This window comes from Pseudomonas sp. W2-17 (assembly GCF_041060445.1).
Lineage (GTDB): Bacteria > Pseudomonadota > Gammaproteobacteria > Pseudomonadales > Pseudomonadaceae > Aquipseudomonas.
The window spans coordinates 13321-37768 of the sequence record NZ_JAUFNS010000011.1; the positions used below are offsets into that span (position 1 = coordinate 13321).

Below are 24448 nucleotides of genomic sequence, written 5' to 3' on the forward strand. Positions count from 1 at the left end.
CCTCTTTTATTTTTTAAGTGATCCCGCCAGCTTATGTCCAGACAACCTGACCGTGGGCAAGAAACGCTCATGGACACTTTTCATCGTCACCGGCAAACCGGTGAAGGTGGGCTCGCCGCTTCAGCACTTGAGCGCGCATTGCAGACGCCCGAATACTACCCAGAGGCTTGCATCTGGAAAGGTATCGAAGCGCTGCCCCTGGATCCCAAGCTTGCATTTGTTTTTTTAAACAACGCCACCCACGCCTTTCCCTTGCGCGCGGATGTTCAGGCGTTGGTCGGGCGCAGCATTCTGGCGCAAGGGCAACCTGCCCTGGCCAGCCGCTTTACGAGTAGTGCCTGGCAAAAGCTCCCTGATGAATCTGCGCTGCGAATGATGCTCTGGCAGGCGCGCAGTCTAGGTGAGCCCCCCGAGAAACTCAGGCGTTTGATACTCGCGCAGTTGCCTGACATCACCGCACCAGCTGAACTGTCTTTCGTACTTAAACTGTTGGCGGCTCAGAAAGAGCTGACGGGCTGCGTCGGGGTGGTGAGTTACCTGCCTGACCAGCAGGAAATCCGGGGTTGGGCGATCAATCTGCATGACCTGCAAAATCCTGTTCGGCTCCTGCTGGCGGCGAACGGGCATCAGATTGAGATGGTCGCCAACTCGCCCAGTGCTGTTCTCGCTGCCGCCGGTCTGCCAATAGCCCATGGCGGCGTGCGCATTAAAGTGCCGAACGCCATGGCAGCCGTAAATGTCCGCTTCGCGACAGGCGAAGCGCTGCAAGGCAGCCCTGTGTATGCGATGCCTGTTTTCAGCCCACCACCGGTCTCAAGCACTGTGGGCGAGAAGCAGCCAGTGGACGTGCTGATTCCTGTGTTTGACGGACTCGATGAAACATTGGCGTGCATTCAAAGCGCAATTGACGCCCGCAAGTCGAACCGCACGCCTCATCGTCTTGTGGTGATCGAGGACATGACGCCAGTGGCGGTCCTGCGCAAGGCGCTCAAGGTCCTGGCAGGCAAAGGCAAAATAACCCTCATTCAGAATCCGGTGAATCTGGGCTTCATTCGCAGCATGAACCGTGCGATGGCTCTCAGCCCCAGGCAGGACGTCGTCTGGCTGAATGCCGACACGCGGGTTCACGGCAACTGGCTTGATCGCTTGCGTGACGTCGCCTTCAGCGATGCATCTGTTGCCTCAGTGACGCCGTTTACCAACAACGGCGAGCTGATGAGCTTTCCCGAAAGTCGCTTCAGCCACCCTATGCCCAGTGCGTTAGAACAGAGCCGGCTGGATGATCTGGCTCGGCTTGCCAACACCCCGGCGATGGAAATCGAGACCGGATGCGGCTTTTGTCTGTACATCAAGCGCGCAGCCATCGACGAAGTCGGCTACCTCGATGAAGTGGGACTGTCACGGGGCTATGGAGAGGAAACCGACTGGTGCATGCGTGCACGGGCTCTGGGCTGGCGCCACATGGGCGCGCCCTCCGTGTTTGTCGCGCATCAGGGCGGAATCTCCTTCGGTGAAGAGAAGACCCTGCGCGTCGCACACAACAACGCGATCCTCAGGCGACGCTACCCGGACGCCTCTGCGCGGTTTGACGATTTTTGCCTGCGTGATCCCATCAAGCCTGCACGCCAGGCGCTGCAGCGCGCGCGCCTTGACGACGTGGCGGCGCAGATAGCGAAAAGCCCTTTGCGCAGCTGGCCCGAGCCTGGACTCAAGCAACTGCACATAGGGAAAGCGGGCGCATTCGACGCCCCGCTCAGCATGACTTGGCGCTACCAGCACTCGCGCACGATAGTGACGCTGCAAGCGCAAGTGAAGCCGCTACTATTCAGCCTTGAATACGAACTGCCCGCACAAACCGAGCAACTGTTCAACGATCTGGCCAGGTTTGCAGTAGATGAATTGATCTTTCAGAACATCGAGGGCGGGCCCGAGTGGCTGTGCACCTTGCCTGCCCGGCTCGACAAACCGTACCGGGTTGTCTGCCGCGATGACGCATTGTTGCGCCACGCAAGCGTCGAGAGTTGGGCCACATTTGCGGTTCAGGCAAACAGCATTCATCTGCCGTGGCAGGCACTGCAGCCGCATTACGCCAACGCGTTCCTTGGCGCCAGACTGGCTGTTGAATCCAGGCCACACGTTCGACGCGTCCATGCATCACGCCCTTCATGCTTACTGATTGGCGATGCGCTGCATGATCAAGACATCGGCAATGAGTGGCTGGCACTCGCCAAACGCATCCGGCGAGACCAGCTCCCGATCAAATTGCTGACCCACGTTGACAGCCCCTGGCGTAAAGCGCTGCTGACCTCTGGCGTGGTTCATGCACTGCCACTGCTGTTTGGCCTGACACTCGAAGACTGCGCGCAGCTTGCAGGTTGCGAAGGGGTGCTCAGCCTGGACACAAACCCTGGCGCCGACTGGACCGCCCCTGATCTCGCTGACTCGCTTGGGATCGGGCTTTACGCGGTCCCGAGCGCGCTCGCCGTGGAGGCAGGTGCATTGCCCGTAAATCATTTACCCCTTACCCGAGCCGAGTCTGATGTCACTTGAAGTTTTAACCACCCTCGCGCTCAGCGATCCAACGCATCTTGACGCCCCGATCCAAGGCGCAATCGTCGGGCTGTATGGCGACGTGCTTCAAGGCTGGGCGCTGGACAGCACACGGCCGGAACAGACACTGGTCGTGGAGATTCTTGTCGACGGCGCCTGCGTCGCACTCGCCCGCGCCGATCAGTTTTACCCCGACGCAAATGCCGGGGATGATTTTCACGGGTTCACCGTGCAGCTAAGGCAGAGATGGCTGGACGAAGCGCGGCACATCAGCGCCCGTGTCGCGAATACCGATCACAGCCTGGCGGGTGAGATAAATCTGCCTGCTACACCCAATAAAGCGCCGTTACCTGTAGCCACTCAAGTCTGGCACAGCGGTGGTCTGCGCCTGGGCGGCTGGGCTTGGGATCCTGACGCACCACAACGTCACGTTCAGGTGATTGCCCGCGAGAACGATCGGGTGCTGGCGCAGATTTCTTGCGAGGAACACCATCAGGCACTGGTTTACAGGGCCACCAGCAACCACGGTTTTACGCTCGACCTCCCATGGGAACTGGCCGACGGCAAGCCCCATGTGCTTCACATCGAAAACGACCTCGGCCACCCGCTATCCGGGAGCCCGATACACCTGTGTTGCTGGCCGGAGGGTCTTGAAGGCCTGCTCAGGAATCACGAGCAACAAAGTCCGGATAAAAAGACCCTGGCGTTGCTCAGCGAGGTCGCCAAAGATCATGGAATGCGCCTGCCGAAAAGCGCAGGTTTTCACCACTACCCGCAGTGGTTCGAGGCATTCCAGCGCGACGTTCCCGCGTCAGGTGGATCGGTAGGCGTCAAGATCGGCCTGCTGCTGATCGCAGAAAGTGACAATACCTCTGACGGGGCAATCGCCAAAAGCCTAAACGTCCAAGGCTCACAGCCTTTTCATATCGTAGAGACGCAAAGTGCTGACGTACTGTCTGCGTTGAAAGAACTGCTTGAGACCGGTTGCGAAGCCATTATCCCGATCAAGGCTGGGGATTACTTGACCAGTTTCGCGCTGAATCACTTGACTCAATTGCTTAGTGACGGAGCTGCGTGGGGTTATGGTGACTGCGACCGCGATGGGCCAGAGGGTGAACGCTCCCTTCCGTGGCTGAAGCCTGTGTGGGACATCGATCTGTTCATCGGCGCGGATATTTTTACGCCTGGAGCGATTTTCGGCGCCACAATCATCCACGAAGCGCTGACTCTCCTGGCAGCGTCCAACCTGTTGCATTCGTGCAGTTGGGACCATCTGATCGCCGGCGTCGCGCTCGCCACAGAGAAGCTGAACGCTCGCGTGGTCCACTTGCCCCATGTGGTTTATCACCGGCATTACCAAGCGCCGGCGAGCCCGGAAAAGGCTTCGCCGTCAGATGCTCGCCAGCATGCCATTGCCTGGCTTTGCGACGCCTTGACGCCAGCATCAACGGTGAGCGCAGTCCCTCAGTTTCCAGCCTTGCTGCGTGCACACTGGCCGCTTCCGTCCACCCTCCCCCGCGTCAGCCTCATCGTCCCGACTCGGGATCAGGTTGGCCTGCTGAGGACCTGCATCGAAGGCCTGCTGAATAACACGGATTACCCCGACCTCGAAATCATCGTGGTCGACAACCAGTCGAGCGATCCGGAGACACTCGCCTATCTGAATGAGCTGCCGAAGCATGGCGTGCAAGTGCTGCCGCATCCGTTCCCGTTCAACTACTCGACGATTAATAATCGGGCAGTTGAACACTCGACGGGAAACATCATTGGTCTGGTTAACAACGACATCGAAATCATAGATCCCGGCTGGTTGAAGGAAATGCTCAGCCAGCTGTTGCGTGAAAAGGTCGGCGCCGTGGGTGCCAAACTTCTATGGCCCAACCGCATGGTGCAGCATGGCGGCGTTGTGGTGGGCATCAATGGCTTGGCGGCGCACACAGGTAATAACCTGGAAGAAAATGATGCGGGCTATCTCGCGACGAACCAAATCACCCGTCGCCAGAGCGCAGTGACCGCGGCTTGTTTATTGGTGCGCAGATCCAGTTTTGATGAAGTCGGTGGGCTGGACGAAGAAGCGTTTCCCGTTGCCTTCAACGATGTCGACTTTTGTCTTCGCATTCAGGCAACCGGACGGAACGTGATCTGGACTGCTTTTGCCAAGTTGATTCATGCTGAATCGGCGAGCCGCGGGAAGGATATCAGCGCCGAGAAGCGAGCGCGGGCGCACCGGGAGCAGCAGGGGTTTATTGAGCGGTGGTCACTTGATGGGCAGGTTGATCCGCATTATCACCCAGGTTTGAGTAATGACTACTTGAGCGGATGCTATGGGGGTTTGGCTTTGCCTCCCAAACATGTCGCCACGCGAACCGGCTAACAGAGGATGATTTCCGTTTTTATGAATGGGTCACAAAAATGCTTACGGTGGTGGGACGGTAGACTGGACGTTGATAGCGCTGCCGCCCAGCCGCTTGTCACATCAGTCACGCTAGAACCGCTTCGTGCAGCCAAGGCCAGCGGATACGCTGGCGTCTATCAATCAAGCGTTCATGGCAGAGCAATAGCGAAAATATGAGAAGTTCCTATCAAGCGCTATACGAGTTTGGCTACAGTTTTTTATCGCCGATGCTCAATCACTACACTCGACGACTGATTGACAAATCCAATGATCATAGAGTGGTATGCCTAGCAAGAGAGGGCTGGGTCTTTTACAAGCTGATCAAACATCTGCAAGACTGTGACCTGATGGATCTGCAGCACGAACCGTTGTATCTGAAGGTATCAAGAACCGTGCTATTTCGCAGCCAGCTTGGCGGTGAACTCGGATGGAAGTTAGGGCTGACAAATAAATTTGAAGGCACCGTTCTGGATTTAATGATTAAACGCTTCGGGCTCAAGCTTTATGAAGCCTACAGCGCCCTGCCGGCAGAACTGCTCGGTTTCGACCTGAAATTGCCGGAGGATGCTGAAAAGGTCAAAAGCTGGCTAAATCCACACAACTCAAGGCTGGCAGAGGTGGTCGCCCCCACCAGACTTGCGCTGGAAGGCTACTTGCTCAACGTCGGCCTTGCCGACGGCCCCAAGCCGCTTATGCTTGACCTCGGTTATGCAGGAACCATACAAAAAATCCTCACAGAGATGATCGGAAGGGACACCTCAGGTTTATATTTTATTGCCACGGACGCGGGCGACACGAAAGTTGAAGATCACATTGCCTCCATGTCTGGGGTGTTCAGAGAGAACACCAAATGGCAGGAAGGCTATGTAATGCTGGAGAAATCCTTACTGCTGGAAAGCCTGATGACTGCGCCGCACGGAAGCGTAGTGGACCTACGTATCAGAACGGACGGCGAAATCGATTTCTTTTATGGCAGAACTGCGGCCCCCCAACGCTTTTACCAAGATTTGGACGCTGTGCTCGAAGGCGCCATAAAAGGGGTTGAGGAGAGTCTGAGATTTAACGTCGAGTATTCGATTGAGGAAATTGAGTCTATGTACGCTGCTTTTGCCACGCCGCCCAGCGCGATACCGAGGGCTGTCAGGCATCTGTTTAGCATTGACGATGACTTTTCGGGCGGTGGGGAGATAAATCCTATGTTGCTTTTTGGGCTATAGATTTCTGAACTGACCGGCACATCCAGCGAATACTCAATATGAAAACCAAACATAAGCTCCAAGAAAAGAAACTCAAGACCCTGACAGCGATCATTAACGCCTGCGGTGCTTTCGACAAGATATTCTATCGATCCCAGCTGAATGGCGCCGCCAAAAAACACAGCGATCCCATAGCGCACTATCTCAAAGAAGGCTGGAAAATCGGATTCAATCCACACCCCTGCTTTGATACAGACTATTACCTAAAAACCAATGAAGACGTTCAGAAACTGAACGTACATCCCTTTTTGCATTTTATTATATTCGGTCACCTTGAAGATCGCAGCACTAGCGAGAACTTCAACCTCACCGACTACCGCAGACTTCATCCAGAAGTGCAATTTGACAAGATCAATCCGCTCAGGCACTTCACCCTGAACTATGGCCAAACAAAACCCACGAGTATAAAGCGGCCGGTGTCCACGCCTGAGTTCGCCACACTTCCAGAAGCGTACGATCTCGACGACGCTCACCTGCTCGAACAGGCTCAGCAGGCAGGGCTTTTCAATTTCGAGTGGTACAGGGAAATGTATGGCGCTCACTTCCTCACGCCACTTTCAGCGTTTAAAGATTACCTGCACAAGTCAAGATTTTCACCGGTCAATCCGTCACCCAGCTTCAACAATGAAACTTATCATCGGATGTACTCAGACGTCTACCATGCTCAGATGAGTCCTTTGACTCATTATCTGCTGTGTGGAGAAGCTGAAGGCAGGGAATATCAGCCCGCACACATAAAATGGCAGCCTGGGAGTACTGTGGAATGTACGACACAGCTAACGGGAAAAGCGAAAAAGTTGAAAATTGCAATCTGCCTTCATATTTTCTATGAGGATTACATTGAGCGATTCGCCCGAGCCCTCGACAACTTCCCAATGCCGGTAGATGTGCTGGTAACGGTATCAAGCGCTAGCTTTGAGGCCGCTGTCAAAAAGCAGTTTTCCTCTCATCCCGCCGTTAAGAACTTGAAGATACGGCCCGTGCCGAATAGAGGAAGAAACTTTGGTCCGTTGCTCGTCGAGTATGGAGACCAGTTAGCAAACTACGATCTTTTCTGCCATCTACACTCGAAGAAATCCTTGTACTCAGGCCGCGAGCAGAATCAGTGGGCGGAGTACTTGACCGAGTACCTGCTCCGCGACACTTCTGTCACTACCAGGCTGTTAAATACATTCGCCGAAGACAGTAGCATAGGGCTTTACTACCCGACTACATTCTGGATGATGCCATCTTGGGTCAACCATGTAACGATGAACAAAGGATTCATGAGGGAGTGGCTTGAAAAGTTTGAAATCAACACTAAAACCAGCGATTTTCTAGCCTATCCAGCTGGAGGGATGTTCTGGGCAAGGTCTAACGCCGTCCGTAAATTGCTCGACCTTAGTCTGACTTACGACGACTTCCCAGCGGAACCATTACCCAACGATGGCTCATCTCTGCACGCGCTTGAACGGGTCATAGGGACGCTTGCCGAGGCAAACGGTCAGCGGCAGTTGTTTTACTACCCTGCCTCGGACACGTTCACCACGGACCAGTCATTCATTACGATGAATTACCACAATGCACTGCAGTCCGTACAGAATGACCTTAAGACATATAGTCACATCAGCTTCGATGCGTTTGACACATTGATGAGACGAAAGTACACCGTGTCCGACCATGCCAAATTAAAGCTTGGAAAAGAGCTTACGCAGGCAGGCCTGGTTAGCAGCGCCCACGAGTTTGTCGCTCTGAGAAATAAGGCGGAATTTACGCTGCGTCAGAGAATGAGCTTTCAAGGCGACGTAAAAATCAGCGGAATTTACTCTGAAATCGCCACAGTGTTGGACATCGACGAAACGTACGCCGACAGGCTCATGCGACGGGAGTTTGAACTCGACCTGGATTTGATCCAATCCAAAAACGAGATGGTCGATATCTTCAATGGCCTAGGAGCTGCCGGCCATATACTATGGGTCATCTCGGACTCTTATTACACCGGCGCTCAAGTGAGCCTTATGTTGCGAAAAGCTGGCATCGCCGCACCTTATCGACTCCTGGTCTCTAGCGAAGAGCAAAAGCGTAAAGATAACGGCAGTATGTGGCACATGATCAAAGCAGACTTGCAGAACGAAGGCATCACTAACCATGTACATGTAGGCGACAACGTTGTCGCTGATTCTCAGATTCCCGGGGACCTCGGCTTGTCAACTATTCACATCCTCCATCCTATGGATAAGTGGCGAGCGCTAGGATTCGCGGACGTCCTTAGTGGTGAATCGGCTTTAGATGAGGGACATATTCATAAGTGGGGCGCTTTAGTAAGCGGTGTTGGCCGTATTCCGTTTTTGGGCGAGTAACACGCTTGACGACAGTGTAGGCGAAACCACTTCAGCGAGTGGTTTCGCCATCGAGTCGACGTTCGCAGGCTGCTGACAGTCTCGCGCTACGATGGACTGATGGACGAAGCCTGAACGATTAAAAGGTTCTGTCCTCGGCCTTTCCATAAAGGATGTAGTGCAGAAGAGGGTTTATGCCGGAGTCGCGAACATCTTGGAAAGCATTTAAATAAGCGGCCGAATTAAAATCCGCGCAAGGATTTCGACCCTCGTATCCGCCATGCAACAGATAGTGAGCCAGCGGGTCCTGTGAAAAAGCCGGGTCACTCGCAACGTCTTCGTAAAATGCGAGATACCAGTTCTCATCAAACATCCCGCTCTGCCTGATCGCATCCACATAGGGATCAAGAACGCCACTTAAAAATGAAGATGGCAAGCTCTCTTCTCTTACTAGGTTCATAAGCGCGTCAAGATGGGCGGGATCATGTCTGATGCGAAGCGACCTCAACAAATAAGAGGCCGCCAGCATGGGGTTTTCGTATTTTATTTCCTCGTACGCAATTTCCGCACACCAGTAGGAACTTTCGTATTGACTAAAGTCCACTGACATCAAGACGTCGTGATTAACGATGTTGAGAAAAAACTCTTTCAACAGGCCAACTTCTAGCAATGCCTCTGCGATCAAGTGACCTGCGTAATTCATTTCCTGCAGGCGAACGTCCGGATAAGCCGGCACGATATAACGATGAATAAATTCGCGATCTACGGATTGCATTGGATCGAAGACAACAATGGGCGCAAACCTAGATCGCTTTGTCTCGGCAATATCTGAATGAGCAAACGTAACATGTGCAAAGAACTCATCATTTATCGATGGATGAGCCGAGTTCCTTGGACTTAGCGCAATTGCTCGAGCATCAATCCCACCAGCATAATAGATTGCGCAATAACCTCCCAAACTTGAGCCATAGGTATAGACCTCATAACCTTCGAGCAAGGGCTCAACAAAACCTTTAAACGCGTCAAGGCTTAAAAGTTGATACTGACTGTGCTGAAGATGGGATACGAAGATATGATCGAAGCCCGCTTCAATACAGACATCCGTAGCAAACCCAGCGTCACGAAGATCATGCCCGTGCGCATCAAACGTGATGATAAGTTTCTTCGACTTTTCCGCGTGGCTGTAGTGAACGATCCTGAAGCCTACCTCGTCTGCAATTAGGTTCTTAACAACACTTTCTTCATGACATTGCATCAGATGAACCGTCTGCGCCTAATTCAAATCTGACGACATAGTGACGTCGTCTTCGATCCTCAGTAGAGCACAACTCAGGTCCATCCGTGAAGCTGTAGGCCAAACGTGAATGTGGTGTGCTACGTCGCACTGCTGATCCCATGGACGTCCGACCGCATTAGTACCAATTCGGACATGGGAGTCGTCAGCCGCAAGGCCGCACGCTGAAAAGACGCCTTTGCACGATAACCTTGGCTTTGGGCGGAATCCCGTTCTCTGGTAATCTTGCGACCGTAGCCGCTCCTTCACCTCGTCCTGGCTTCCCTCAACCTGCACCCTCTTCACTCGTTAGCGTTTGTATGATGGATCTGAGAGCTGGATGACTTCCCCGAGCGGCATATTCCGTCTGACAGCATTTTGTATGAGTGAGGATAGCCAGAAATGGATTTAATACCCGTAATTTTGTCAGGCGGCGTCGGCAGCCGGTTGTGGCCCGTGTCCCGCGAGGCCCATCCGAAGCCGTTCATGACGCTTCCCGACGGCCAGAATTTGATCCAGAAGACGTTCCTTCGGGCCGCGGCACTGGAAGGCGTTTCGCAAATCCTCACCGTCACGAATCGTGAGCTGCTCTTCAAAACCGAAGACGAATACCGGACCGTTAACAAGGCCGAGCTGGCTCAGGCGTTCATTCTTGAGCCATTCGGCCGCAACACCGCGGCTGCCGTTGCGATGGCGGCACTGCAGATCAAAGAACTCAATGGCGCTGACGCCCACATGCTGGTCCTGGCCGCTGATCACCTGATCCAGGATGAGCGCGCTTTCGCGGCGGCAGTTGAAAACGCGGTGCGCCTTTCCGAAAAGGGCTGGTTGGTCACTTTTGGCATTCAGCCGCAATATCCCGAGACAGGCTTCGGCTATATCGAGGCCGGTGGCTCCGCAGGCGAGGCAGGCGGCTTGAAGGTCTCCCGCTTCGTTGAAAAGCCGGACCTCAAGACGGCCGAGACGTACGTTGCCGCCGGCAACTACTTTTGGAACTCGGGCATGTTCTGCTTCAAAGTGGGCACCGTGCTCGAAGAGTTCGCCAAACACGCACCTGACGTTCTGGACGCGGCAGTCGAGTCGATTGCAAGCTCTCGCTTGACCCAGTCGGCGGGCTACCACTGCCTGGCACTGGACGCGGACTCGTTCGCCAAGGTGCCGGATATCTCCATCGACTACGCCCTGATGGAACGCTCTGATCGCGTCGCCACTGTCCCTTGCGACATTGGCTGGAGCGACATCGGCTCGTGGAACGCAGTGAGCGAGTTGACCCCTCAGGACGACCACGGCAATCGCTGTGAAGGTGAAGTGCTTTCTCACGGCGCTCGCAACAACTACGTCCACAGCGAAGAGCGTCTCACCGCGCTGGTTGGCGTTGAAGATCTGCTTGTGATTGATACCGCAGACGCACTGCTGATCGCGCACAAGGATCATGCTCAGGACGTGAAACACATCGTCACTCAGCTGAAAAAATCCGGGCACACGCTTCACCAACTGCACCAGACGGTGCATCGTCCGTGGGGCACGTACACCACGCTCGAGAACGGTGAGCGTTTCAAGATCAAGCGCATCGTGGTAAAGCCGAAAGCGTCTCTGTCCCTGCAGATGCACCATCACCGCAGTGAACACTGGATTGTGGTGAGCGGCATGGCGGTCGTGGTCAACGATGATCAGGAGCTGATGCTGAACACCAATGAATCGACCTTTATTCGTGCAGGGCATCAGCATCGCCTCACCAACCCGGGCGTGATCGACCTGGTGCTGATTGAAGTCCAGAGCGGTGATTATCTGGGCGAGGACGATATCGTGCGCTTTGAAGACGTGTACGGTCGGGCCGGTAGCTGAAGCGTAGCCTTTCGCCCGCGTCTGCGGGCCTGGTTGCGGGGTCGCCTCGGGCGTCTCCGCAGCCGGTAAAAGCGCATGGATCATTCGGGCGCCTCTACCCTCGATTCTGCACCCTCATGATCAACCCCCGTTTGCTCGAAGCAAGCTGCCTCCGTGCGGGCGGCGATCCGCCGCTTCTGGTATGGTGCCGGCACCCATGCCGTCATCAGGCGCTGGTGGAGGGGAGCCGATCATCTGCGGCAAGGTTTTATGCACAGCATAAGATCGCAAGCGGTTCATGAGCCAGGACGCCCCACCGATTTCGCACAACTCAGGCGTTACAGAACAGGTCATTGAGGTTTTAGAATGTACGGTATGTTGCAAGGGCTTTGGGAATACCGAAGCTTCATCATCACATCCATCCGCAATGAGTTCATCGCACGCTTTGCAAGGAGCAAACTAGGCGGGCTTTGGATGATCATCCACCCCCTCTCCCAAGTCGCGATCTACGCCCTCATTCTGTCCAACGTCCTCGCCGCCAAGCTGCCGGGCATTGACAACAAATATGCGTACGCCCTCTACCTGATGGCGGGCATCCTGGCATGGAACCTGTTCGCCGAGATTGTGGGGCGATGCCTGACTGTATTCATCGAGCAAGGCAATTTGATGAAGAAGATGCGCTTCCCGAGGATTGCGCTGCCGGTGATCGTCGTAGGTTCGTGCCTGCTCAATAACCTGCTGCTGTTCGTCGCCGTTTTCATCGTATTCGCGCTGCTGGGTCATATGCCCACCCTTCAGATGCTCTGGTTGATTCCGTTGACGTTGACTGTCACCGCCCTGGCAGTCGGCCTTGGCCTGGTGCTGGGCGTGCTTAACGTCTTTGTCCGGGACATCGGGCAGGTAGTGCCGATCGTGCTGCAAGTCTGGTTCTGGTTCACGCCTATCGTTTACTCGCTGAACATCATTCCAGAAAACATGCGGGGAGCGCTGGAGTTTAACCCCATGTTCCCAGTGGTCACGGCCTACCACGACGTACTGGTTTATCAGGTTGCGCCTAACCTCGCTCACCTCGGCATGGCGATTGGCCTCTCCGCAGCTTTGCTGGTCCTGGGACTGTTTCTGTTCCGACGCGCCGCTCCTGAAATGGTGGACTCACTATGACCCTGCTATCCATCAGCCATGTGGGTAAGGCCTACCGCACGTACACATCAGAATGGCAACGCTTCGCGAACTGGTTTTATCTGCCTGTCAAACCCAGCCATGAGCACTGGGTGCTGCGCCATATCGACTTTTCTATCGAGGCAGGGGAAGCAATCGGTATCGTGGGTCAGAACGGGGCGGGCAAGTCGACGCTTCTGAAAATGATCACCGGCACACTCCGCCCGACGGAGGGCAAGATCCATGTCAACGGTCGGATTGCCGCCATTCTTGAACTTGGGATGGGTTTCAGTCCGGAGCTGACAGGGCGCCAGAACGTCTACCATGCAGCCGGTCTCATGGGCTTCAACACCCCCCAGATCGATGAGGTTATCGAGGACATCGAAGCATTTGCCGAGATCGGTGAGTATTTCAATGAGCCTGTCAGGACTTACTCCAGCGGGATGCAGATGCGAGTCGCGTTCGCAGTCGCCACTGCGTTCCGCCCCGACATTCTGATCGTCGATGAAGCCCTGTCGGTTGGCGACAGTTATTTCCAGCACAAAAGCTTCAGCCGCATCAAAGAATTTCAACAAGCGGGAACGACGCTATTGATCGTGTCCCACGATCGAGCCTCGATCCAGGCGCTGTGTAACCGCGCCATCCTGATCGACAACGGCACGGTCATCAAAGACGGTCCTCCCGAACAGGTAATGGACTACTACAACGCAATTATCGCTCAGAAAGAAAACAGCACCGTCGAAGTGGTTTCCCTTGAAGGGAAAGGCGTGCAGACGCGATCTGGCACAGGCGAAGCGTCCATAGAAAGCGTGACGCTGTACGAGCGGGGCGCTCCGGTTGAATACGTCGGCGTCGGCGCTGAAGTTTGCCTGACGATCAACGTACAGGCCAACGTCGACCTCCCTGAGTTAGTAGTGGGGTACGTGATCAAGGACCGGCTGGGCCAGGATGTGTTCGGGACTAACACCCATCATCTTGAGTGCAAGCTGCACGCTGTCAAAGCAGGCACCCGTCTCTCGTACAAGTTTAGCTTTACGGCAAATCTTGGGATTGGATCGTACTCAGTTGCAGTCGCCCTCCACTCCTCCGATACGCACATTGCTGAAAACTTTGAATGGCGGGACTTGGCGTTGGTGTTCAACGTTGTGAACATTTCAGAACATAAATTTATCGGTATGGCATGGATACCTCCTACCGTGGAGTGTGATTGATGGTTGCTCGTTTTTACAGGGCCTTTGAGGATCGTCATCGTGGCTCTAGGGAACTGATCCTCGAACGTCTCCTGGCCTACATGCCGTTTCTTGAACCGTTTCTCCAACTGGAAAACGGGCCAGTTGCTATTGACCTCGGCTGCGGTCGGGGTGAATGGCTTGAGATGGTCATCGGCGCCGGGTTCGCTGCGCGTGGCGTAGACCTGGATGAGGGCATGCTTGAAGGTTGCCGAACGCGCGGCCTGCCGGCCGATCTGGGTGATGCCGTAGGCGCGCTTAAAGCGCGTGCTGCCGAGAGTGTGTCGGTCATCAGCGCATTTCATCTGGTGGAGCACATTCCATTTCCGGCGTTGCAAGAGCTGGTCAGCGAGGCGCTGCGGGTGCTGAAGCCCGGGGGGCTATTGATTCTTGAGACGCCTAACGCAGAAAACCTTTTTGTCGGATCCAACGGTTTCTATATGGATCCGACCCACGAGCGACCGATTCCGCACTTGTTACTGTCCTTCCTGACCGAGTTCTCCGGTTTTGAACGAAGCAAGCTGCTGCGCCTCCAGGAAGAAGCCCGCCTGCATGACCCTGCCACGTCGATTGACCTGATCACAGCGCTCGGCAGCTCCAGCCCTGATTACGCAATTGTCGCGCAGAAAAAAGCGGCTGATTCCGTAATGTCGCTTTTTGACGAACCCTTTGCCCAGACCTTCGGGATAACCCCTGGCGAGTTGGCTGCCCGTTACGATCAAAGTATTGAACAGCGATTTCAGGCTGTTGGGACGCAGATGGCGGAACTGTCGTCGACTACCGAGAAATTCCTGGCAGATACGAATATTGAACAAAGATTCCAGGAAGTAGGGACACAAATGGCGGAACTATCATCAACCACTGAAAAAGTTCTGGAAACCATCTCGGAAATAACAGCGGAACTAGGTGACGCGAAGTACAAGAATGGCTATCTGGAGTATCACAATGGTCTGCTGACTTCACGAAATGAAGCTTTGGAGCAGCAAAACTTCGCGCTGGTTGATGAACACCTCACCGTCAGCGATGAAAACAAAAAGCTTAAGGCCAAGCACGCTGAACTTGAGGCCGTGATTCAGGATCTGCGATCTGTCATGCAGAACCTTGAGGATGGCACACACCACCTGCATGCCAACATGCATCAGCTCCAGGCCCAACTGGACAGTATCGCCTCGGACAGGCACAGCATGGCTGCCAATTTGAACGCGGTTGTGCAGAGCACCTCGTGGAAAATTACGCAGCCGCTCAGAAGACTCTCCAGTTTCGTATCACGCACTGAACCAGTTGCTCGAAAAGCAAGCAGGAAGAGAGCGCTGGCCCTGAAGGCAATCAGCTTTGTCTCGGCCCGCCCGTTTCTCAAGCCTTATGCGCGGACCGGCATCAAATTTTTACCCGCATCATTGCGGGCGAAACTCTGGGCGCTGTCTGTTCACTCGGTAGCACCCGTTGCCACAAGCCAGTCCACGCCTGCCAACGCCTCATCTCTTAGTTTGCGGGAGGCCGAAATTTATATGGAGCTCAAACAGGCTTTTGAGCGCAAGGAAAGTAAGTGATGCGAATAGTAATAGACCTGCAAGGCGCGCAATCCGAGAGCCGGTTTCGTGGAATAGGTAGATATTCGCTTTCTCTGAGCCTGGCAATTGCCAAACTCGCGCAGGATCATGAGATCTGGATCGCTCTGAACGGGAAGCTGACAGAGAGTATCGCCAGCATCAAAGCGGCCTTCGCTCCGCTGATTCCCGCCAACCGCATTCGTATTTTCGACGTGCCCGATGACCGAGCGCCGGGCCCCTGGACGGCTCACGCATCGGAAGTCCTCCGCGAGCGCTTTCTTGATGCACTGGAGCCGGACGTCGTCTTGGTAAGCAGCGTTTTCGAAGGACCTTGGGCTGGCGCTGTTACGTCTATCGGCGCCTGTGAGACCCGGCACAAAACGGCGGTCATTTTCTATGACCTGATCCCATTGCTGGATCCGGACGTCTATTTGCCGAATCCGGCATTGCGTGACTATTACTTCAGAAAAATCCAGTGGCTCAAAAATGCTGACATGCTGCTGGCGATCTCCAATTCGTCCAGCAATGAAGGCGCCGAGCACCTCTCGATACCTGAAGGCAAGATTGCGAATATTTCTGCGGCCATTGGAGACCAGTTCACGCCGACGCAGCTTGATGCTGCTGCTTCTGCGCTGTTGTTTGGGCGGGTAGGAATCACCGGCAAATACATTCTGTTTGCGCCAGGCGGCTTTGATCCAAGGAAGAACTTTGCCCGGCTGATAGAAGCGTACAGCACGCTCTCGCCTGAGTTGAAGTTCTCTCACCAGCTCGTGATTGCCAGCAAACTTCATCCGCCGCAGCGCGCCGAACTCGAGCAATACGCACAGACCTTCAACCTTCAGGACAACCAACTGGTACTGACTGGGTATGTCGAGGATGACGAGCTCGTTGCCCTGTACTCGATGGCGACGCTTTTTGTTTTCCCGTCGACCCACGAGGGCTTCGGCCTGCCAGTGCTGGAAGCCATGGCGTGCGGTGCCGCCGTCATCGGGTCCAATTGCAGCAGCGTCCCTGAAGTCATCGGGATGGAAGAAGCGCTGTTCGATCCCTTCTCGATCAGCTCCATCGCCGAAAAGATCGAACAAGGCCTTCAGGACTACTCATTCCGCGAGCGCCTGCTTGAGAACGCTCTTGAGCAGTCAAAACGTTTCTCGTGGGACGCGTCGGCAACCAAAGCGATCGCGGCTATCGAGTCCCTTGGCCTAAGGTCTCCGGTGGCCTCCTCCTGTATCGACAAGCACTCGCTGATTGTTGAGCTGGTCGCTATTGACGCTGCTCCGGAGTCTGACGAGGCGATGCAAAGGGTCGCGAAAAGCATTGCCTATAACTTCAAAGGCAGTGAGGGAAACCAACTGCTGCTGGATGTCTCCAGCATTGTGCATTCGGATGCCAAGTCCGGCATTCAGCGGGTCGTGCGAAGCTTGCTGCACGAGTTCTTGAACTCCGCACCTGCCGGCTACGACGTGCGTCCGATTTACTATCAGGAAGGCTCCTACTACTACGCAGAGAAATTCACTTCAGCGGTGACATCCGACCAAGTGGTCTCCATAGATTCGCTTATCGATGTCACTCAAGGGGATATCTACTTATCCCTTGATCTGAATATGCACCTCGCCAGTCAGCTACTGCCATTACACACCCACATGCAGAACGTGGGTGTGCAGATCAACTACCTGGTTTACGACTTGCTATTGATTCACCGCCCAGACTGGTGGCATGCGCCGAACCCTGATTTTTTCAGAAACTGGCTTGAGAAAATCTGCCTTGTCGGGGACAGACTGATCTGTATCTCTGAGGCGGTAGCGGTAGAACTGCGTAGCTGGCTCGCGGAGAACCCTCCGGGCCGAATCGACAGCGGCCCCGTTATTGAAAGCTTCCACCTTGGTGCCGACATCGATAACAGTTTGCCAAGCGGAGGGATGCCTGATGAGGCGGCCCAGACGCTAGATCTGATCTCGCAGCATCCTTCCTTCCTCATGGTCAGCACCATCGAGCCTCGCAAAGGGCATGCACAGACACTCTCGGCATTTGAGCTGCTGTGGGAGCAAGGCCATGAGATCAATCTGGTTATTGTGGGCAAGCGCGGTTGGCTGGTGGATGAGCTTGTTGCTCGACTGGAAACCCACCCGCAGATGCACAAAAAGCTGTTCTGGCTGGAAGGTATCAGTGACGAATATCTAGAGCAGGTGTATTCAACGTGCTCGTGCCTGATCGCGGCATCCGAGGGTGAAGGGTTTGGCTTGCCGCTCATTGAAGCAGCGCAGCACAAAGTCCCGATGATCATTCGTGACATCCCGGTTTTTCGGGAAGTGGCCGGCTTGCATGCGTTCTACTTCAGCGGCCTGGAGCCTCAGGCACTTGCAGACTCAATTACTACCTGGCTGACGCAAAGGGAAACCGGGCATCACCCGTCATCGGATTCAATGCCGTGGCTGACGTGGAAACAAAGTGCTGAGCAGTTGAAGCAAGTGCTGATCGCCTGATACTGGACCGGCCAAAGGTGGCAAGGAACGCCACCAGCCTGTCATGCAGCCTGAGGTGCAGCTGAAGAGCCGCACCACTGAGCTTGAAGAGATGGCCCTGAGGCGTCCTATTAAGGACGCCAGCGTTGACCTTGTGTCACGGAATGATCCGCATCGACACGAAGCCTATCCCAAGCACCCGATTGTCCGCGCTTCCAGAGAACTGCTTGGGCGAAACAGGATTCGGCGGCACGAACGTTATGCTGTCGGCGCTTACGCCTGCGAGATCAACGTCAAGACTGACTTGCGAGACACCTGCGGTCAGCCGGATGTCGTATTCACGATTGCCAATTTTGACGAGGGTCCGCTCTTGCCCCTTGGCACCGTAGAGCTGGGCCGTCAGCACGAGAGTAAATTTCTGCGGCAGGGGATCGGTAAATGTGAAGGACGCCTGCTGGGAGGACCATCGCCCCCACGGCTCCAAAGCCGACAGACCCTGGGCATCGCTGATGAAGTCGGGGAAGCCGCCTCGGGTAAAGTCTATGCCGCTGGCCAGGTCGGCTTTGTAACGCGGCCCAAGAGCGTCAACGTAGTAGCCGGCCACCCTCCCGATCTGATTTGCAGAAAGGCCTGCCAGATCTGGATGCGCGCTGTTATCCAGCTTAAATAAAACCAGTTCTTTGTCGCCGCTCTGAAGCAGTGGAGGCTGCTTTAGCAACTGCGATAATTCCTGAATGAGCGCCTCAGCGTTATCAGCATACCCACGGCGGTCGATGTAAATACCATCAAAGCCAAGTCTGCGGATCACCTCAATCTGGCGCTCCATAGGCTCTTGGGCCAGAGCACGGTAGAACAAATCACCCGGCCGACCTTTCATGCCACCAAAGCTCCAGTGAAGCGCCGTCGAATGCAGCACGCCGGTCATCATCTGATAGTTGATCAGACGATGCATCACTGGCACTTCAGGAAAGCCTATATAAGGCAGCTGATAGACCGCACCACCCGCAGGAAGCGCTTGTTCGACAGAGTGAACAAAGTCTCTGTCGCTATCGAACGCTGCATCATTAGTGGTATTGCAGTCCTTGCAAGGTGGAGCCGTCTGGTCGTACAGCCCTGCCAGCAGCAGAACGATCGCAATAGGCATCGAGTACTTGGAAAACAAAGGCGCTCTTTTCTGTAGCAAAAGCTGGAGCGAAATGAAGAAGAACAACAACGCGCCGCACGCTATGAAAATACTGTCTCTGTTCCATCCACGTATGGAGGGCGAGACCACCATGGCGAACAAGGAGCCCAAGCCTCCCACCGTCGCAAACAGGAACAACACAAATGTCGTGACCGCCAATAGGCGCAGCCTGTGGCTGGATTCAGTTCGGGCCGGAGCGAAGATCAGGTACAGCAACGCCATCATGAAGCCGACAGCACCGATCACACCGAGCGATGAAGTGGAATTCTCGTTGATCAGCGGGGTTATCTGGTTATAGAGCTGAGCCCCCTCGCCTAATTTCGCAACTCGGTGGTCTGTCCGGGGCATCAACAACTGCATCATCTTCAGCCCATAGAGCTCCGACTCGCCCGGCGAACGCTGAGCGACTTCTGGATTAGGGCCATCTTTGAACGTCCCAATCACGTTGGGCGCGATATTAACGGCTACACCAAAGACGGTCGCAGCAATGAGCAGTGCAGCTTTTGTCGCGCCGTGGGAATTGCGCGATGTCAGAGCACTCATCACACCGGCCGATGCAAGAATGATTATCCCAAACAGGGCGTAATAAACGCCGAATGAGGCGAGAACGAGCATGCCTGCGGCCGCCACCACGATTCTACGCAGCGTCGGTCTGAGCCCCAACGGATGCGGAGGATTCTGGGTCTGATAGATGTCCAACGCCAAGTAGAAAAACACCGGTGCCACTAAATACCAGGTGTAAAAAAGATGCTGCAACCGCAGAAAGTGGAAGGGCGCAAATGTATACAGCACGCTGGCTGTCACAGCAAAACTGCTACTCAGGCCGAAAGCCCGAGCGGTCACGTAAGTTGCGACGAAACAAGAAGGGAATCCAAGCAGATAGAACAGCTTTACTCCACCCGGCCACCCCCCGCTAATCAGCGAGAATACCTTGATCAGTAAATGGTCGGCACCGTCCGAACCCGGAAAATCAAGGAAGTTGGAGCCGAACGGATAACCACTTCTGAGGTTATCGAATAACCAGCCTTCCGCGACTCGTTGCGCCATCCAGGCGTGGAACAAACCGTCGCCCTTGTACCCAAAAGGTCGCGTTAAGTCCGGCGTCAAACCGTCACGCAACCCGCTCATGAGAATGCTGGCAAGGAAGAACGTCACGACCGCACCGATGAGTATCAGCTTCCACTCAGAGGCAACGGTCATCTGCCACGTTCGAAAAACATTCACATCGGCAGGGCGATACAGGCTGGGTTTGATCAAAGGCTTCAAAGTATTAGGCTCGGACAGTTAATCAAAATTTACGCGCTCGAGTTCGACGACCAGCGGCATGTTGCGGATCTTAGTGTGAACTGAACCTAGATACTCCCCGAGCATTCCCAAGAACAAAATCTGCACCGAGCTGAAAAAGAACAGCGAAATGAGCAACGGAGCGATACCCATCTGAAAGGAGTTCCAGAACACCAGCTTGGCGATCAGGAAACCAAACGCTGCCAACAGGCTTAACCCTGCAAGCAAGGCTCCCCCCATCACCATCAGACGCAAAGGCACTTTCGAATGGTTGGTGATACCCAGCATGGCAATGTCATACAAGGTATAGAAGTTGTTGCTGGTGATGCCGCGCATGCGTCGTGGTTGCTTGAACGGCACGGTGGCAATCGGGAAGCCGATTTCACACAGCAGGCCACGGAAGTACGGGTACGGATCATCAATCTTTTTAAGTATGTCCAGAACGGCCCGGTCGAAAAGACCTGCACCTGTTGCGTTCTGCACCAACGGGACTTCTGAGATGCGGGTGACGAAGCGGTAGTAAGCGCGGCGAGCGATGAACATCAAGCGCGACTCTTCGCTCTCAGGCTTCACTGCCATCACGGTCTTGAAACCCTCCTCCCACTTCTTGACGAACTCTTCGATCATCTCAGGCGGATCTTGCAGGTCAGAGGCAATCAGTACCGCAGCGTCGCCCCGAGCCTGGAGCAGAGCGTGATAGGGCGAGCGAATGTGACCGAAGTTTCGGGCGTTCAGGATCAGTTTTACGCGACTGTCCTGCGCAGCCAGCGCGCGCAACTTGACGATGCTGCTGTCGGTCGAGCAGTTATCAATGAAGATATGTTCGTAATCGTAGTCAAGGCGGGACATCACCTCGCCGATGCGCTGGTACAGCTCATCAATATTGGCTTCTTCGTTGTAGCAAGGGGTCACTATGCTGATGAGCTTACGCATAATTGAAAACATACCTGTTATTAATGACGAATGAGAGTAAAGCCATGGGCACGATTAGCGCGATGCCGGCTAAATAGGGGTTTACGCCCAGCAACTTCAGCCCTGCAATCCCGGCCACGTTGGCAGCGTAGACAACGGCATAGCCGGCCACGAAACGAAAGATGAGTTTGTTGTTGTTCGAACCAAACACCAGGGCGCCAGTGCTCTTGAAGTTGAACAATACGCCCAGAATGGTGGCGAGCAGCAGCGCCAGGCTGTAATGAAGGCCAAGATAGAGAAAGCCGGCAAAACAGCCATAGCCGAACGCCGCGTTCAACATCCCTACCAACGCAAACCGGACCAGTTTAATTTGAAGAAGGGCGCGAACCCGTGGCCACGTTTTTTCAGTCTCTTGCATGCAGCGCCTGCCTGATCTCACGCAATACACCGCTTAGCGATGAGTCGCCGGGCACATAGCCGAACAATTGCTCAGCCCTGCGATTGTGCGAATAGTAATGGGCCTTGGGCCCGGTAGCATTCACCCGAGCCTGTTCACCGGCAACCGTGAACTTGAGGCCAAACTCATCGCTGACCGCTGCCAGCAATTCAAACTTCCCCACGGGCGCAAGGCTGTAACAGTCCACTGCAGCGTTACCGGGAGGCGTCTGCAATACCCGGTCGATCAACTGCATGAAGTCGGCAGGTGTGAGGTAATCGCGAAGCATGTCATCGGGAGCAACTTCCAGCACCGCGCCCGTGTGCAGGGACCTCAGGATGTCACTCAGGAAGAACCGCGCCTCGCACGACTGGCGATGGCTGAAGTAGCTGAAGACTCGCACATCGGTGATGGCCGCCTCTGGCAACGCTCGGTGGCGACATTCAGCCTGAAACTTGGCCGCCCCGTACCAGTGCTGTGGCTGCAGCGCGTTGATGGGAAACACGGCCGCCGATTCGTCAGTGATTGGCGCTGAGAAGTTGGTGCCATAGGCGGCGCCGCTGCTCAGGTAGATGTATTTGCAGGCAGGGTGACTACGCAAGTAGGACAAGGCCAGATGGTCGTACTGCTCCGTGACGCTGAAAATCGCCTGGCCCATCTCTACGGCACGGGCCGGATCGCCTACGCCAACGAAGTTGATGATCGCATCAAATTCGCAGCTGTCACCGAAAGCGGCGTAGTCGAGAACCGGAAAGCCCTCACGTGCCGCGATCGCTTGAAGTTCTGCGTTCAGTGTCGCCGGCGTACGCACAAACAGGCTGCATTTGTACGCTGTGGCTTGAGCGATACTGGCTATCAGGTCCTTGGCGATATGACTGCTGGCTCCAAGAATGGCAACCTTCATTGACCCAGGTCCAGCAACGGCGACTGCTCGTGGATAGGACGGCCGAACTCAAGGCGCGGTCGGCATTCGCGGGCGTCTGGCATTAATACTTCGATAAGCATCGGCTTACCTGCCGCCAGAAACTCCACGACCGCAGACTTGAACGTCTCCAGGTCGATCACGCTGCGCGAATCAATGCCGTAGGCTTCGCCCAGGGCTTTGAACTGCGAGGTATAGCCATCCCAGTACGTCGAGGAGTTACGCCCCTCGAAATACATTTCCTGAAAGCCGCGTACCATGCCCAACGAGTGGTTGTTCAGCACCACCGTCAGGATAGGCAGCCGCTCACGGGCAATGATGTCCAGCTCCTGGATATTCAGCTGGGCCCCGCCGTCACCGGTAATCACCACAACTGGCTTGTGCCCGGCGATGCAGGCACCCACGGCCGCCGGAATGGCAAAGCCCATCGTGCCCAGACCGCCGGAGTGATGCATGGCTTGTTCGGAGTTCAGGCGCAACGTGTGCGCGGCCCACATCTGGTTATTGCCTACATCGGCCACGTAATCGAGCGCGCGGCCTTCGGTCAATTCGTTGAGGGCACCGAACAGAGCGAAAGGGCTGAAACCCAAGTCGGTGTACTCGTCCTTGAACGATTGCTCAAATACCTGCGCCAAACTTGCATGCCAGTACGGCGGCGCGGATGGCAGCATCGGAGCTCTAGCAATGAAGGAGGCGAACACCCCTTCAAGGTCGGCGTGGATCGACTGCTGCGCCTTTACCCTGTTATCCAGCTGAGCGGCGTCCAGGTCGAACTGCACTATGTGCGCGTTTTGGGCGAAGGTTTCGGGCTTGGCGCCGGTTTGGCGTACGTCCATGCGGCTGCCGAGAACAATCAGCAGGTCGCAATGCTGCACGGCGTAGTTGGCCGCCCTCGTCCCGTAAGCACCCAGCATCCCGATGTAGTGCTCGCTGGCGGGCACCTTCTCGGCGCCCTTCAGGCTCGCAACGTGAGGGATGCCCAGCCTGCGGACCTCGCTCAACCACTGGCCGAACCCGGGCGTGTTCACAGCGCCGCCACCGATCAGGAACAGCGGCTTCTGAGCTTTCTCCAACAATGCCCAGACGTCTTCATGAGAGGCTTTCTGCGCAGGCGCTCGGTCCGACTCGCGGGCCCAGGCGCTCAGCAATTCATCAAGCACGGCGTCGTCGACTTCGGCCCGCTGGACGTCCATGGGAATGTCCAGAAGCACGGGCCCTGGTCGGCCTTCGCGGGCGATGGTGATCGCTTTGAGCAGACAAGGAATCAGTTCGTCAACATGGGTAACCTGGTGAGCGTACTTGGTGATGCTGCTCACCAAGGCAACGCTGTCGAGCTCCTGAAAACCCTGTTGGCGAATAGCCCGATCGCCCTTCTGCTCATGGGTGTTGACTTGGCCGGTCAGGAACAGGCACGGATGGCTGTCCAACCAGCAGTCGGCAATTCCGGTGATCAGGTTAGTGGCGCCCGGGCCGCTTGTGCCCAGTGCCACGCCCATCACTTTGTGACTCGTCGCGCGCGCGACGGCGGATGCAGCGAAGGCGGCGCCTTGCTCATGGTGCATGGAAACCAACTTGGTCTTGCCGAGCAAGTTGATACTGTCCACCAGGTGGGCAATCATTCCACCGATGAGCTCGAAACCGTATAGGACTTGAGCGTCCGCCAGAACCTTGGCTACTGCATCCGATGCTTTCATAA

The 24448-nt window shown here is 55.3% G+C and carries 15 protein-coding genes; 9 read left to right on the forward strand and 6 right to left on the reverse strand.

Annotated elements, in window-relative coordinates; translation table 11 throughout:
- Positions 1 to 69: 69 nt before the first annotated feature.
- The 4 genes from QWI20_RS15130 to QWI20_RS15145 all read left to right on the forward strand — a co-directional run bounded on the left by QWI20_RS15130 (position 70) and on the right by QWI20_RS15145 (position 8540).
- The gene (locus tag QWI20_RS15130; protein ID WP_369306186.1) at positions 70 to 2550 is read left to right on the forward strand and encodes a glycosyltransferase family 2 protein; all 2481 of its coding nucleotides are present in this window, start codon (positions 70 to 72) and stop codon (positions 2548 to 2550) included.
- A complete protein-coding gene (locus QWI20_RS15135; RefSeq protein WP_369306187.1) occupies positions 2540 to 4924 on the forward strand; it encodes a glycosyltransferase in 2385 nt (794 codons plus the stop codon). Before QWI20_RS15130 ends, QWI20_RS15135 begins: the two co-directional genes overlap by 11 nt.
- Positions 4925 to 5118: 194 nt before the next feature.
- Positions 5119 to 6162, forward strand: a complete 1044-nt coding sequence (locus QWI20_RS15140) for an HAD family hydrolase (protein ID WP_369306188.1) — start codon at positions 5119 to 5121, stop codon at positions 6160 to 6162.
- 38 nt (positions 6163 to 6200) lie between these two features.
- Entirely contained in the window at positions 6201 to 8540 is a 2340-nt protein-coding gene (locus QWI20_RS15145; RefSeq protein WP_369306189.1) for a rhamnan synthesis F family protein, read from the forward strand.
- A 118-nt stretch (positions 8541 to 8658) separates the two neighbouring features.
- On the opposite strand, the gene QWI20_RS15150 is transcribed toward QWI20_RS15145, so the two are convergent.
- A complete protein-coding gene (locus QWI20_RS15150) occupies positions 8659 to 9774 on the reverse strand; it encodes a hypothetical protein (RefSeq protein WP_369306190.1) in 1116 nt (371 codons plus the stop codon).
- Between the two features lie 420 nt (positions 9775 to 10194).
- Here QWI20_RS15150 and QWI20_RS15155 point away from each other — a divergent pair, with 420 nt between their 5' ends.
- The 5 genes from QWI20_RS15155 (at position 10195) to QWI20_RS15175 (ending at position 18036) form a co-directional block, all read left to right on the forward strand.
- Positions 10195 to 11637: a mannose-1-phosphate guanylyltransferase/mannose-6-phosphate isomerase gene (locus tag QWI20_RS15155; protein ID WP_369306191.1), complete on the forward strand. Its 1443-nt coding sequence runs from the start codon at positions 10195 to 10197 to the stop codon at positions 11635 to 11637.
- 345 nt (positions 11638 to 11982) lie between these two features.
- Positions 11983 to 12777, forward strand: a complete 795-nt coding sequence (locus QWI20_RS15160) for an ABC transporter permease (RefSeq protein WP_346627694.1) — start codon at positions 11983 to 11985, stop codon at positions 12775 to 12777.
- On the forward strand, positions 12774 to 13985 hold the full coding sequence (locus QWI20_RS15165; protein ID WP_369306192.1) for an ABC transporter ATP-binding protein: 1212 nt from the start codon (positions 12774 to 12776) through the stop codon (positions 13983 to 13985). The genes QWI20_RS15160 and QWI20_RS15165 overlap by 4 nt, the downstream gene beginning before the upstream one ends.
- The gene (locus tag QWI20_RS15170) at positions 13985 to 15553 is read left to right on the forward strand and encodes a methyltransferase domain-containing protein (protein WP_369306193.1); all 1569 of its coding nucleotides are present in this window, start codon (positions 13985 to 13987) and stop codon (positions 15551 to 15553) included. The genes QWI20_RS15165 and QWI20_RS15170 overlap by 1 nt, the downstream gene beginning before the upstream one ends.
- Positions 15553 to 18036: a glycosyltransferase family 4 protein gene (locus QWI20_RS15175; RefSeq protein WP_369306289.1), complete on the forward strand. Its 2484-nt coding sequence runs from the start codon at positions 15553 to 15555 to the stop codon at positions 18034 to 18036. The genes QWI20_RS15170 and QWI20_RS15175 overlap by 1 nt, the downstream gene beginning before the upstream one ends.
- A 136-nt stretch (positions 18037 to 18172) precedes the next feature.
- Here QWI20_RS15175 and QWI20_RS15180 read toward each other — a convergent pair whose 3' ends face one another.
- Genes QWI20_RS15180 through QWI20_RS15200 form a run of 5 tightly spaced genes read right to left on the reverse strand, consistent with a single transcriptional unit; the run spans position 18173 to position 24446 of the window.
- Positions 18173 to 20464, reverse strand: coding sequence for a sugar translocase (locus QWI20_RS15180; RefSeq protein WP_369306194.1), 2292 nt, complete (start codon positions 20462 to 20464; stop codon positions 18173 to 18175).
- An 18-nt stretch (positions 20465 to 20482) separates the two neighbouring features.
- Positions 20483 to 21415, reverse strand: coding sequence for a glycosyltransferase family 2 protein (locus tag QWI20_RS15185; protein ID WP_369306195.1), 933 nt, complete (start codon positions 21413 to 21415; stop codon positions 20483 to 20485).
- Positions 21408 to 21812 (reverse strand): GtrA family protein, encoded by a 405-nt coding sequence (locus QWI20_RS15190; RefSeq protein WP_282367273.1) that lies wholly within the window; start codon positions 21810 to 21812, stop codon positions 21408 to 21410. Before QWI20_RS15190 ends, QWI20_RS15185 begins: the two co-directional genes overlap by 8 nt.
- Positions 21799 to 22734, reverse strand: a complete 936-nt coding sequence (locus QWI20_RS15195; protein WP_369306196.1) for an NAD-dependent epimerase/dehydratase family protein — start codon at positions 22732 to 22734, stop codon at positions 21799 to 21801. Before QWI20_RS15195 ends, QWI20_RS15190 begins: the two co-directional genes overlap by 14 nt.
- On the reverse strand, positions 22731 to 24446 hold the full coding sequence (locus QWI20_RS15200; protein WP_369306197.1) for a thiamine pyrophosphate-binding protein: 1716 nt from the start codon (positions 24444 to 24446) through the stop codon (positions 22731 to 22733). Before QWI20_RS15200 ends, QWI20_RS15195 begins: the two co-directional genes overlap by 4 nt.
- Positions 24447 to 24448: the final 2 nt, after the last annotated feature.